Source organism: Streptosporangium sp. CA-115845 (assembly GCF_050943795.1).
Classification (GTDB): Bacteria; Actinomycetota; Actinomycetes; order Streptosporangiales; family Streptosporangiaceae; genus Streptosporangium.
This window is the reverse complement of sequence record NZ_CP191988.1, coordinates 9,215,955-9,228,426: the sequence shown is the minus strand read 5'-3', so window position 1 is coordinate 9,228,426 and position 12,472 is coordinate 9,215,955. Positions and strand designations below refer to the sequence as shown.

Below are 12,472 nucleotides of genomic sequence, written 5' to 3'. Positions count from 1 at the left end.
AGGGGAGCCGAGCGAGGGGAACATTTGTTCAATACACCGGCGCGCACCGGCGGCGACAGTGGGCTCATGACCATTCCTGACGGCACCACGGAAAGTTCGACCCTGGCCCTGGACGACGGCGACGTCTACGTGTGCCAGGACGGCCCCCACGATGCCCCCGCACTCGTCCTCATCCACGGGTCCGCCTCCTCGGCACGCTCGTGGGACGCGCTGGTTCCGATGCTGACCGGATCCCATCGCGTCATCCGGATCGACCTGCTCGGGCACGGCCGATCGGCCAAACCGGACGGCCACGACTATGCGACCCCGGACCAGGCACGCCGGGTCGGACAGGCACTGGACCGGCTCGGAGTCAAGCACGCCATATTCGCCGGCCATTCCAGCGGCGGCGTGGTCGCCACCGCCCTCGCCGAGCAACGACCCGATCTGGTGACCGCGCTCGTGCTCATCAACACCGGCCCCAGCCTGGACGCCTTCATCGCGGCTGGGTCCGCCGCCATCGACCCCACGCAGTGGCCGCCGACAGACGAGCAGATCCGCCAGTTCGCGAGCACCGGTTTCAGCCGCGCCGGCTACCAGATCCCGCAACAGCTCCTGGACGAGGTGCGCGCCATGACCTACCACACGCTCACCATGACGATGCAGGCCACAACCGGCTACCTGAAGCAGCAGGCGCTCCCGGAGCGGCTGGCGGTCCTCGGCAAGCCGCTGCTGGTGATCTTCGGCGAGGACGACCGGAGGTGGCGCTCCTCGTCCGCCGCCGATTACCGCGCCGTTCCCGGCGCGAGGGTCGAGCTGCTGCCCGGTCTCGGACACTCACCCATCCTGGAGGATCCGCAGCGGACCGCCACCCCCCTGCTGGCCTTCGCCGAGATCCACGCCGCCTCTTCGACAGAACGATGACCACCACCACCGACCTCGCTCAGACGATCGAGCAACCGGATGCCGACTCCGCGGCGGGACAGAGCATGACACCGCTGCTGCGCCCTCATCTGCGGAGTTTCGCGGCCGTGGTGATCCTGCAGGTCATCGGCGCGCTCGCGGGTCTGGCCCCGCTGCTGGCGGTCGTCGAACTGGGCCGTACCCTGCTGTCGCCCGGCCCGATCGACCACGCTCACGTCTGGACCGTGGTGATCGCGGGTGCGGCCGGCCTGCTCGTCCGGCTGCTGTTCACCGCCGCGTCGTCGGGGATCGGGCATGTTCTCGACAGCCGGGTGCGACTGACGTTCCGCCGGCAGCTGGCCGCGTCGCTGGGACGCGTCCCGATCGGCTGGTTCTCCCGGCGCCGCACCGGCGAGCTGGCCAAGGTGGTGGGCGAGGACGTGAGCGCCGTGCACCCGTTCATCGCCCACGCCCCCGGCGAGCTCGTCGCCGCGTTCGTGGTGCCGCCGGTGTCGCTGATCTACTTGTTCACCGTCGACTGGCGGCTCACGCTGATCACGCTGATCCCGGTGGTGCTGGCGATAGCGCTGGTCCCGCTGCTGATGCTGCCCGCCAGGACGCGCGAGCAGGAGGCCTACGACGCGGCCATGGGACGGATCGCCAGTTCCGTCGTCGAGTTCGTGCAAGGCATCTCGGTGGTCAAGGCGTTCGGCGGAGGCGAGCGCGCCCACCGCACGTTCCTGACGGCCGCCGACGACTTCGTCAGCATCTTCTCCCGCTGGGTGCGCGGCATGTCCGTGATCGCCGCCGGGATGCAGCTGGCGCTGTCGCCGCCGTTCGTGCTGCTCATCGTGCTGATCGGTGGCGCGGCGCTGATCACGTCTGGTGGCCTGGCCCCGGCGGATCTGCTGCCGTTCCTGCTGCTCGGGCTGGGACTGACCGCTCCGGTGGCGGCGCTCGGCCACGGCTTCGACGATCTGCAGAGCGCCGGCCGCGCGGTCGGCCGGATCAAAGACGTGCTCGCGGTCCGGCCACTGCCCGAGCCCGCCCACCCGAGTCCGCCGCAGGGGCACCGGGTGGAACTGCGTGACGTCCGCTTCGCCTACGACGCCGACCACGAGGTGCTGCGCGGCATCGACCTGGTGCTGGAGCCGGGGACGGTCACCGCGGTCGTCGGGCCGTCGGGAAGCGGCAAGTCCACGCTGGTCCAGCTGCTGCCACGGTTCTTCGACCCCACCCACGGCTCGGTCCTTCTTGGCGGCGTCGATCTGCGCGAGATCGGCAGCCGGGAGCTGTATCGGCAGGTGTCCTTCGTCTTCCAGGACGTCCATCTGCTGCGCGTCTCGGTCGCAGACAACATCGCGCTGGCGGTGCCGCGGGCCGGCCGCGACGACGTGGTCCGCGCCGCCCGGCTGGCCGGCATCCACGACCGCATCCTCCAGCTGCCGCGCGGATACGACACGGTGCTCGGTGAAGAGGCCAAGCTGTCCGGAGGCGAGGCGCAGCGGATCTCCATCGCCCGCGCGCTGCTGGCCGACGCGCCCGTTCTGGTGCTGGACGAGGCGACCTCCTTCGCCGACCCGCAGACCGAACAGGCGGTCCGCCGGGCCCTGGCGACGCTGAGCGGTGACCGCACGATCGTCGTCATCGCCCACCGGCTGGAGACGGTCGCCGACGCCGACACCGTCGTGGTGCTGGAGAACGGAGCGATCGTCGAACGCGGCAGGCCCGCCGACCTGCTGACACGAGGCGGAAGGTTCGCCGCGTTCTGGCGATCCCACCGATCCGCCGAGATCGAAACCCACGGTGGCGTACCGCGAGGAGACGAGCCCCGATGATCCGAATGCTGCTGCGCGTGCTCGGAGACGAGTACGCCCGGGCGATGCGCCGCACCGTGATCCTGATGACGATCACCGCGGTGGTCGAAGGTTTGTCCTACGCGCTGCTGGTCCCGGTGCTGCGGGCGCTGCTCGGCGGTACGCCCGCGGACGCCGTGCCCTGGCTGGTCGCGTTCGGGGCCGCGGTCGCCCTCTACGCCGTGCTGCGCTACATCAGCGACTTGTCCGGCATGCGGGTCGGGACCACCATGTTGCGCGGCATGTATCACCGGCTCGGCGAGCACCTGGCCCGCCTCCCCCTCGGCTGGTACAACGCCGGTCGCATCGGCGAGGTGTCCGTCCTGGCCGGCCGCGGCCTCCTGCAAGCCATGGGCGTGGCCGCGCATCTGCTGGCACCGTTCATCTCCGCCCTGGTCACGCCCCTGACCATGGTGGTCGTGATGACCGCCTTCAACTGGCGGATGGGGCTGGCCGCGTTGCTCGCCGCACCCGTCGTGGCGGCGATCCAGGCCTGGACGGCACGCGCGACGGCCGCCGCCGACGCCGAGCGTCACGAACGCGACCAGGAGGCCGGCGGGCGCGTCATCGAATTCCTCCAGGCCCAGCCGGTGCTGCGGGCCGGCGGCCGGACCGGCGAACGCTTCCAGCTGCTCGACGACTCGCTGCTGGATGTCCAGCGCGCCTCCCGCCGTACCGTGCTGGCGACGCTGCCCGGCGCCGTGGGGCTGACGCTCACCGTGCAGGCGACCTTCACCGGGCTACTGGTCCTGGGCGCCCACCTCGCGCTCGGCGGGAACATCGGCGCGGCGGAGATCCTGGCGATCCTGGTGCTGGCCGCCCGCTGCGCCGACCCGCTGCTGTCGCTGTCGGACATCGGCGGCAAACTCCGCGGCGCGCGTTCGGAGCTGGCCAGACTCGAGACGGTGCTGCGCACCGAGCCGCTGCGGGAACCTCGCGAGCCGATCCAGCCTGCGCACCACGGTCTGGAGTTCGACGCCGTCACCTTCCGGCACGGCGGGCGCACGGTGTTCGACGAGGTGTCGCTCACCGTCCCCGAGGGACAGCGGCTTGCGGTCGTCGGGCCGTCGGGAGCGGGCAAGAGCACGCTGCTGCAGCTGCCGGCGCGCTTCTACGACGTGGACGCCGGCGCGGTGCGCGTGGGAGGCGTGGACGTGCGCGCGATCAGCACCGAGGCGTTGATGGCGCGGATCGCCATCGTCTTCCAGGACGTCTACCTCTTCGACGGCACCATCGAGGAGAACGTGCGCCTGGGCTGTCCCGCCGCAGGCGTTGCCGAGGTACGGGCCGCGGCGACTGCGGCACAGCTGGACGAGGTGATCGAGCGCCTGCCCGGCGGATGGGCGACGAACGTCGGCGAGGGCGGCGCGCTGCTGTCCGGTGGGGAGCGCCAGCGGGTCTCGATCGCGCGGGCGCTGCTGAAGAACGCCCCCATCGTGCTGCTCGACGAGGTGACCTCGGCGCTGGACCCGGTCAACGAGGCGGCCGTCCACGAGGGCATCGAACGCCTGATGGCCGGCCGGACGGTGGTGATGGTGGCCCATCGCATGCGCACCGTCCAACGCGCCGACCGCGTCATCTTCCTGGACGGCGGCCGGATCGCGGAGGAAGGCAGCCACGACGAACTGCTCGACCACGGCGGCCGCTACGCCGACTTCTGGAACATCTCCTTGGCTCCCGCTGCGCGGGAATGAGCCGGAGCGTCGGGCGATCCGCCAGGGGCGCTCGTCCATACCGCCGCCCGCCTGGTGTTCGACAACGGCACCACCCCGGCGGCTGCCCGGGAGGCCGTATCTCCCGCATCGGCGACGGCCAATATCAGCGCGGTGAACTCAGACACCGCAGACTCCGTCGCCCTCCGCAACACCCTGGCAGCCGCCGCCTCACCGCCCGGCTCGTCGAACTCCTTCACGACTGGAACCACACCCGGCCCGCCCGGCCGATCATCACCGTCTACCGGGCAGGAACCCCCGACGACCAGCTCGGCCCCGGCGTCCGCATCGAACGTTCCGACACCCGCCTCACGATCACCTGGTGACCCCACCGGAGGAGACGCCGAGTACGCCGACCGCCGAGCGGGAACCGTCCTAGTGCTGTGACCGGAAACCTTCACCGGTCTCGCGTGTAGCCGCTGGCGTCGGTTGGATGTGTCCTACACGTCCGGCTGGCGCGAGGAGGCGCGGTGGGAGAACCGGTCCGAGTACGAAGACTGATGGACGCCGAAGGGCAGAAGCTGCAGCAGATCGTCCGCCGGGGCAGCACCAGTTCGGTCCGGTACCGGCGGGCGATGATCGTGTTGGCTTCGGCCGGGGGGAACACCGTCGCGGTGATCGCGCGCCTGGTGGCCGCCGATGAGGACACCGTCCGCGTGCAGGCTCTGCCCCTGGCCGCGCAGGAGCAGAGCCATGTCGCAGCGTGGCCTCGGGTCAGTCAGTGAAGACCAGCTTGGAGTACTGGTATTGGGTCTTGCCGTTCTCGTCGCCGTTATGGACCCGGCCCGTCATGACCTGGTTGGAGGGCGCCATCGAGGTGTGGCTGCTCTCCTTGTACTGGTCGCTCCAGATCGGGCCGGTCACCTTCACCTGGCGGTTCTGCCAGTACAGCGCGGCGGTGCGGTACCTCGTGGGGCCGTTCTCGTCCTTCTCGTGCCATCTGCCGACCAGCACCTGGTCGGCCGGGGCGACGATATAGCCCTCGCTCTCCTTGCGGGGCTGGGTCCAGTCACCGGAGTGCACGGAGACCTGCTGCCCGTTGATGTAGATCGTTCCGCAGTAGTACGTGGTCGGGGCGTTCTCATCGCCGACGTGCCTGCGGCCGGTGAGCACCTGGTTCACCGGGCAGATGAACTGGGAGTTCTTCTCGGACGGCATCGTCTTGGTGTAACCGGCCCGGACCTCGATCGTGTATTCGGCGGCCGCTGCGGGAGAACCCATGGTCACGGCCGCCAGCGCGGCGACGGCCAGCGCGGCGGACACGGTCGTGCGGTGATTCGTCATCGTCTTTCCTTCTTTCTCGTGCCAGTACGTCTGTGGGTTCAGCCCGCGAAGGTCACCGTCGAGTACTGGTACTGGGTCTTGCCGTTCTCGTCCCCGAGGTGCAGGCGGCCGGTCATGACCTGGTTGTGTCCAGCGGTCCAGGAGTGGTTGTTCTCCTTGTAGATGCCGCTCCAGGTCTTGCTGATCAACTGCACCTGCCGGCCCTGCCAGAACAGCGTCGCGGGGCGGTACCGCGTCATGCCGTTCTCGTCACCGGTGTGCATCCGCCCGGCGATCGCGACGCTCCCCAGGGTGGGTTCGTAGAAGGAGTCCTTCTCCTTCATCTGCGTACTCCAGTCGAGCAGCGACACCCTGACCTGCTCACCGTTGATGAAGATGGAGCTGCAGGAATACGTGGTGTCGGCGTTCTCATCGCCGTAGTGGCTGCGACCGGTGAGCACCTGGTTCGTCGGGCAGGTGAAATTCGACCGCCACTCCTTCACCGTCTCGACGTGAGCGCGCTGAACGCTGATCGTCACCGCCGAGGCCGACGCCGCCGAGACGGGCGCCATCGCCACGATCGCCAGCGCGGCTACCGCCGTCGCGACGGGCATGGCCTTATGAAACATCCCCATACTTGCTGGATCCCCCTGTGTTGCCGCGAATGGATCTCATCCGCCCCACAGGTCTAAAAGATCACGCTTGGAAACGTCTAGGACTTGACTTGGGCGGGTGAGGGTCAGCCCCTCTTACCTGAGCGCTCCTGTTCGATCCACTCCCGCAGAGCGGCAATGCATTGGTCGTCCATCAGTCTTCGTACTCGGACCGGTTCTCCCACCGCGCCTCCTCGCGCCAGCCGGACGTGTAGGACACATCCAACCGACGCCAGCGGCTACACGCGAGACCGGTGAAGGTTTCCGGTCACAGCACTAGCCACGCGTGGCTTTGTTGGTTGAGGACGTGGCGGCGCTGCCTCTCCAGGCTCGCGCCGCCACGTCGGGCTGTCAGGTGAGTTCGAACCAGATGACGGTTCCGGTGGGGGCGCGGTGGAAACCCCAGCGGGTGGCGAGTTCATTGACGAGTAGGAGTTACACCGAAAACCACCGTACAGTTCCAACTCCCCGCCGCCATCCTCGCCCGTATGCTCCACATCCACATCGACGTCGCCTGGCAACGAGCCTCCTCCGGCGACTGGATGACCTACGCCGCCGACGTCAGTCGCCGAAGGAAGGACTCATGAAAGCGTCGATAGTGGTCGCGCAGATCCCCATTACCTGGGACATCACAGAGAATCTGTCGACCATCGCGGCGGTCCTGGCCGACGCTCAGCCGGGCGAGATCGTCGTGCTCCCCGAGGGCGCCCTGTCGGGTTACGGCTCTGACTTATCGGTTCTCAGCCGCCTTGACCCCACGGCGCTCACACGCGCCATCGACTATGTCACCACGTTGGTGCGCGAGAAAGCGGTGCACCTGTTCTGCGGATCACTGCTCTTCGAGCACGGCGCCTGGTGGAACACAGCCCTCTACTTCTCACCGCACGGCACCAGATGGACCTATCGGAAGATCAACTTGGCGATGAACGAGCGCGGCCTGCTGGAAGCCGGATCCGAGCTCCCCACGCTCCAACTTCACCTGGCCGATGGCCCCCTCACCGTCGGCGTCCAGATCTGCCGCGAGATCCGCTTTCCCGAACAATGGCAGTGCCTAGCCGACGCAGGAGCACAAGCCTTCATCTACCTCACCCACGCCGCCAACCTCACCGAGCCGGCCGGAGTCTGGCGAAGCCACCTGATCAGCCGGGCAGCAGAAAACCAGCGGTTCGTCCTCGCCGCCAACGTCGCCGATCCCCACCAGCACTGCCCCAGCATGATTATCTCGCCACGCGGAGAGAGTCTCGCCGAACTGCCCGCCAACAGCACCGGCATACTGCGAGCAACTATCGACACAGATGAGGCCGCCGACTGGTATCTCGGTCAGCGGAGGCGCGACGTCGTCCACCTTCGCTACCTGAACAGGCCGACAGATCAGGCATTCGGACAGTCCTGATATCCGACAGTGCCCGTGGCTCCGTTGGTTGAGGGCGCGGCGGCGCTGCTCCTCCGGGCTCGCGCCGCCACGCCGGTCTGTTATGTGTACCACTGCGTCGCCTCCAGGAGCGCCGCACCGTCGACGGGTCCTGGCTCGACACCCTGCATCCTCGCCTGGACGCCGATCCGGCGACCTGGCACAGCCCTGACCAGGCCACCTCGATCCAGACGACGCGCTACGGCACAGCGATCGCGACCGCATGGGATCGGCTGCATCATCAGCTCACCCGCCGGGCCGCCTGGATCGACCACGACGGCGAGCTGCCGATCATCGAGGGCACGCTCATCCGGCTGACCGTGGAACGGCTGCCAGGCGATGCCCATCCCCGGCCGGTCTGGCCATGGTCCTCAGCCCTGGGCCTGTCGGCCGCCCGGATCGACCTGCTGTGGCAGGCGTTCCTCCGCAGATTCGACCTGGAGCATACGTTCCGGCTCTTCAAAAAGATCAGATTCTCCGGCGGACGTAGGCCCGGATGAACAAGACGGCGCATCCGGCGGAGGCAGTGGCCATGGCCGTCATGGCCTCGGGATCTTTCATGATCGCCGCGTAGATCGCCACCACGAAAGAGATCGCCGCAGCTGTCAGATATGTCTTCCACACAATGGCCGGCACGGGCGGCCGCGAGGGGCGGCCAGGAGGGATCACTGTCACGCTTCACATCCTGCAACACGAGCCCTCCGGCTACGCGCTGATCGATGGGCCGGTCTCGCATCTCCGGCTCGCCCCCCGATTGTTCACGTCCAGGGAGATGGTGTGCGGTAAGCCGCTGCTGAAACGCGAGGATGTACTCCTCCCGATCGGTGAACACCCGATTCGCGGTGAACGGCTTCGCGGACGAGGTATCGGTCTATGTCAACCCATATCGCGCCAGGCGCGATGAACCACGTTCGGAGCAGCTCGCGTACCTTCTCGGAACGTTCCCGGCGTAGGCGTGCGTTGCCGTTGCACAGGACCTCGGCTTCGACCAGGGGAGAGGCGACCATCTCGGCCTCTCGGATGAAGATTCCCTCGAACACCGCGGCGGCGCTGCGCCACCGCTCCTCGCCCGTGCTCTTGTTGATGTCCTCATTACGGGTGATCAAGTCGAGATACACGTTGGCGTCGGGATACACGCGGGGGAGGCTAGGCACGCCTCGCCTCCCGGATGTGGTCGTCGACGCTCTGACCGCCCAGCCAGTCCGGTGCGATCCCCAGCAGCTCCGCGACCGGTGCGGGTGTTGCCGGTTCTTCGGGGAGAGGCTCCAGGTGTTCGATATCGATCTTGACCACCTGTCCGTGGTCGTTGCGCCATACCGTTCCGCGAGCCAGTACTCGTCTACGCCACATGCTTTCCACGACAGCCTGCATCTCGGCGGGAAGCCGTCCAAGAACGGCCCGTCGTGTCGAGGGGTCGAACAGACTCACCGAGGACACGCCCTTGTTCAGACGACGCACGCTCATCTGGTCGATCCAACCGGCTACCGACCCGAGGGAGACCTGCGTTCCGGTCATGGCGAGCCGGGCATGCTCCCGGACCGGTTCGGACACCGGAAAATGCGGACCGGCCGTGTCGTTGACCGTGGCGAGGGAGACTTCCTGGACACCGTTGCCGGGTTTCCCGATCCTCAACAGCCGCTCCACCGTGGTCGCGGTGTAGTACTGGGGAACTTCGGGAGTCTCCTGAAGTTGCTCTACGCCGGAGACCAGCGCGTCGATGGAGGCGAGCAGGGAAGCGTGGTCGCGGCGCGGAGTCTTTCTGGCGCTCAGGCGTACAACCAGCTCCTGGTCGTCATGGCCAAGGTCCTGCACGATCCATGCGGGCCTGACGGTTTTCCGCTGGGCGAAGACATGATCGATCTCATTCAGCGCACGCTGAACCTGGGTGAGAGTATCGGTGTACCGCGCGAGATCGATCCGCTCGCTCCCCTCGCGGAGGCGGATCTCCAACGCATTGGCACTCATGACCTCACCGTAACGGGACCGATGCGACAGGACCATCAACCGGGGCCGTCGCTCGCGCCGCGTCATCGCCGGCTCCTCAGCGGTAGGGGGTAAGCACCCTGGGTGAACAGCACGTGAGCATCATGGACCGTCGCCAGAGTCCGGGCGACCACTTCTGCCGAAAGGATCTGACCTTGGGGCAGGCTCGGGGCCTGCGCCCAAGATCAGTACATCGGCCGGTCTGTCAGGTGAGTTCGAACCAGATGACGGTTCCGGTGGGGTCGCGGTGGAAGCCCCAGCGGGTGGCGAGCTCGTTGACGAGGAGGAGTCCCCGGCCGCCGGTGGCGTCGGGGCGGGGATTTCTGGTGCGGGGGATCCGCGCGGAGCCGGGGTCCTGGACGGTGACGATGACGCCGGGCGGGGTGAAGGCCACCGTGACGACGAACTCCGGTGGCCGGTAGCCCGGGGTGGTGTCCGCAGTTCCGGTGTCTGAAGTTCCGCTGTCGGTCGGCCTGGCGGAGTGTTCGACGGCGTTGGTGGCCAGCTCGCTGGTGAGGAGCATGGCGTCGTCGCGGAGCGGATGATCCTCGCCGAGGATCTCGGCGACGAAGTTCCGCGCGGGCCTGACCTGGTCGGTGGTGGCCGGGAACCGCTGGGAGATGACGGGCGTGTGGTTCGGTGTCGTCGACCAGCCGGGTATCCGGCCCAGGTGCGGTGACCACATCGCGGTGGCCGGTCCGGTGGCGTCGCCGGTTGTCGTCCGGAATCGGTCAGCGAGCACGCCGACGAGTACGGACAGCAGTCGTACGGTCATCCCGGTCACCTCCCTTGCTGGTGATCTCGGTGCTCTGGCTGCCTCCGGCGACCCTGATGTCCCTGACGGTCGTCTGGTGGTCGATGCCGGGTGGCTGTTCGGGGTGGGGGTGGAAGTCCTCGATGTGCTGCATCCGCGCGGCCAGTTCGGCGGGAGTGTCGGCCTCGACGAGGCCGATGTGCTGCCGGTATCGGATGGGGGAGAGTGCCCACCAGTGTCCGGTGGTCTTGCCGTACCAGGGGCACCAGCCGGGGAAGCGGAGCGTCAGCGTGCGCAATGCCCGGGGGTCTTCGCCGGGTTCGTGCCGGAGGTTCTCCACGTTCGCCTCGATGGAGGGCGTGCTCATGCTGTCACCCCCTTCCGGTACGACTCACGTCTGCCGGGCCGTATACCCGGCGGCGATTCGCGCCCGTACGACGGTGCGGCCGGTCGCGAGTGGCGTCCCCTGCTGATGGGAGAACCCACGAAGGGACGGCTCGGCGGGCGTGGGGCCACGGTGGCCGGTGCGGGAGGCGCGGGCAGTCGGCCGCAGAGCCCGAGACGGCGCCGGGCCATCATCCGGGTACGGACCTGGGCCGGGGTGGGGTGTTCCCACAGGTGCCCGGGCCGATGCGGCAGGCTGGCGGCGTCGTGCGCGTACGGGGGATGGCCACACCAGCGACAACCGAGAGGGGTCGGTGGTCGATCGGCATGCCAGCGGACCCGGATGGTCTTTGGGGTTCTACTAGGGTTGAGCACAGTTCGCACCTCCAGTGTGCGGGCGAGGTTCTGCCAGGCGACGTCATTCGCCTGGCAGAACCGTTTTCTTCAGCGTCCTTGGCCTGCTGGTAGCGCCACCGGACTAGCTGAGCTCATAACGGCCCATTCGGGCACTAGCTCCGAGAGCTCCCTAAGAGTTCAAAAGGTGCACTGGGCAATAGTCACACCTTCATCACCCTCGGTGATGGATACTCTTCACATGGTGACGGCTGGCCGCAGAATTTTCAAGGCCAAGATTTCATCGCCAATATTGTCTGGTTTCAGTGGTTAAATTGTTTGATTGGCTCATTTAAGGTGTGAAGAGGGGTCCAATGATCGGCAGTCCTACCGTCAAACGACGACGTCTGAGCGCCGAGCTCATCCGGCTACGCGAGCAAGCTGGCCTCACACACGATGAGGTCGCCAAGCGCTTGGAATGGTCGCGTGGCCGCCTCACTCACATGGAGCAAAATAAGTGGGTTCTGCCTGATATTGGCAATGTTCGGATGCTGCTGGATCTCTACGGCGTTGTTGATGCCGCCGTGCGTGAAGCGATACTCGATCTCGCCAGGCAGTCCCGCGAAAGAGGCTGGTGGGCCAAATACAAGGACGTGTTCGGCGGCAGCCTTCCCGGCTTCGAGGCGGAAGCAACCCAGATCCGCACGGTCGAGCTCGTGACCATCCCCGGTTTGCTGCAGACAGCCGCCTATGCCACGGCAGTCTTCCAAGCAGGACAGGTCCTTGATCAGGCTGCTGTTCGGCGGCGGGTCGAGGCACGCCTGGCCCGGCAGGCGATCCTTACCCGCGACAACCCACCCCAACTCTGGGCCGTCATCGACGAGGCGGCACTGAGGAAGATGGTTGGCGGCCCACTTGTCATGGCCGAGCAACTCGCCCACCTCGTCAACATGGCGATACAACCCAATATCACTGTTCAGGTGCTGCCTGATTCGATCGGTGCGCATGCGGCCATGGGGAGTGGGTTCGTCGTCCTGGACTTCATGGGCGATCTGGATCCATCGATCGTCTATCTGGAGACGCCAACGGACAATCTCTTTTTGGAGCGGGCAGAGGAGGTTCAGGCGTATACGCTCATGTTTAATCGTGTGGTAGCGGCTGCACTGACCGTCGAGCAGTCCGTACGCCATGTGACTGCCTTGGTTGATCAACTAAAGCAGGAGGAGAGGTAACAACCGTGG

General features: G+C 67.2%; 12 protein-coding genes and 1 pseudogene. 7 read left to right on the top strand and 6 right to left on the bottom strand.

Annotation, left to right across the window (positions count from 1 at the left end; genetic code table 11):
- The first annotated feature begins 66 nt into the window (after window positions 1–66).
- The 5 genes and pseudogenes from ACQP0P_RS43835 to ACQP0P_RS43815 all read left to right on the top strand — a co-directional run.
- Complete coding sequence (locus ACQP0P_RS43835; RefSeq protein WP_433367936.1) at window positions 67–903, top strand: alpha/beta fold hydrolase; 837 nt, start codon at window positions 67–69, stop codon at window positions 901–903.
- Window positions 900–2,720, top strand: coding sequence for an ABC transporter ATP-binding protein (locus tag ACQP0P_RS43830; protein ID WP_433367933.1), 1,821 nt, complete (start codon window positions 900–902; stop codon window positions 2,718–2,720). The genes ACQP0P_RS43835 and ACQP0P_RS43830 overlap by 4 nt, the downstream gene beginning before the upstream one ends.
- Entirely contained in the window at window positions 2,717–4,432 is a 1,716-nt protein-coding gene (locus ACQP0P_RS43825) for an ABC transporter ATP-binding protein (RefSeq protein ID WP_433367930.1), read from the top strand. Before ACQP0P_RS43830 ends, ACQP0P_RS43825 begins: the two co-directional genes overlap by 4 nt.
- Window positions 4,429–4,776, top strand: a complete 348-nt coding sequence (locus tag ACQP0P_RS43820) for a hypothetical protein (RefSeq protein WP_433367927.1) — start codon at window positions 4,429–4,431, stop codon at window positions 4,774–4,776. The genes ACQP0P_RS43825 and ACQP0P_RS43820 overlap by 4 nt, the downstream gene beginning before the upstream one ends.
- Window positions 4,777–4,950: 174 nt before the next feature.
- Window positions 4,951–5,106, top strand: a pseudogene (locus ACQP0P_RS43815) (IS630 family transposase); the annotation flags it as partial.
- Between the two features lie 58 nt (window positions 5,107–5,164).
- On the opposite strand, the gene ACQP0P_RS43810 reads toward ACQP0P_RS43815, so the two are convergent.
- Together ACQP0P_RS43810 and ACQP0P_RS43805 are read right to left on the bottom strand one after the other, a co-directional pair.
- Window positions 5,165–5,734 (bottom strand): hypothetical protein, encoded by a 570-nt coding sequence (locus tag ACQP0P_RS43810; protein WP_433367924.1) that lies wholly within the window; start codon window positions 5,732–5,734, stop codon window positions 5,165–5,167.
- A 38-nt stretch (window positions 5,735–5,772) separates the two neighbouring features.
- Window positions 5,773–6,327: a hypothetical protein gene (locus ACQP0P_RS43805; protein WP_433367922.1), complete on the bottom strand. Its 555-nt coding sequence runs from the start codon at window positions 6,325–6,327 to the stop codon at window positions 5,773–5,775.
- 637 nt (window positions 6,328–6,964) lie between these two features.
- Between ACQP0P_RS43805 and ACQP0P_RS43800 the strand changes: the two genes are divergently transcribed.
- On the top strand, window positions 6,965–7,759 hold the full coding sequence (locus ACQP0P_RS43800; RefSeq protein ID WP_433367920.1) for a carbon-nitrogen hydrolase family protein: 795 nt from the start codon (window positions 6,965–6,967) through the stop codon (window positions 7,757–7,759).
- A gap of 776 nt (window positions 7,760–8,535) precedes the next feature.
- On the opposite strand, the gene ACQP0P_RS43795 is transcribed toward ACQP0P_RS43800, so the two are convergent.
- The 4 genes from ACQP0P_RS43795 to ACQP0P_RS43780 form a co-directional block, all read right to left on the bottom strand.
- The gene (locus tag ACQP0P_RS43795; RefSeq protein WP_433367918.1) at window positions 8,536–8,913 is read right to left on the bottom strand and encodes a hypothetical protein; all 378 of its coding nucleotides are present in this window, start codon (window positions 8,911–8,913) and stop codon (window positions 8,536–8,538) included.
- A 10-nt stretch (window positions 8,914–8,923) separates the two neighbouring features.
- On the bottom strand, window positions 8,924–9,808 hold the full coding sequence (locus tag ACQP0P_RS43790; RefSeq protein WP_433367915.1) for a hypothetical protein: 885 nt from the start codon (window positions 9,806–9,808) through the stop codon (window positions 8,924–8,926).
- Window positions 9,809–9,965: 157 nt separating this feature from the next.
- Entirely contained in the window at window positions 9,966–10,535 is a 570-nt protein-coding gene (locus ACQP0P_RS43785; RefSeq protein WP_433367912.1) for an ATP-binding protein, read from the bottom strand.
- Window positions 10,492–10,881, bottom strand: a complete 390-nt coding sequence (locus ACQP0P_RS43780) for a hypothetical protein (RefSeq protein WP_433367909.1) — start codon at window positions 10,879–10,881, stop codon at window positions 10,492–10,494. Before ACQP0P_RS43780 ends, ACQP0P_RS43785 begins: the two co-directional genes overlap by 44 nt.
- A 724-nt stretch (window positions 10,882–11,605) precedes the next feature.
- Between ACQP0P_RS43780 and ACQP0P_RS43775 the strand changes: the two genes are divergently transcribed.
- Window positions 11,606–12,463, top strand: coding sequence for a helix-turn-helix domain-containing protein (locus tag ACQP0P_RS43775; protein WP_433367906.1), 858 nt, complete (start codon window positions 11,606–11,608; stop codon window positions 12,461–12,463).
- Window positions 12,464–12,472 lie beyond the last annotated feature (9 nt).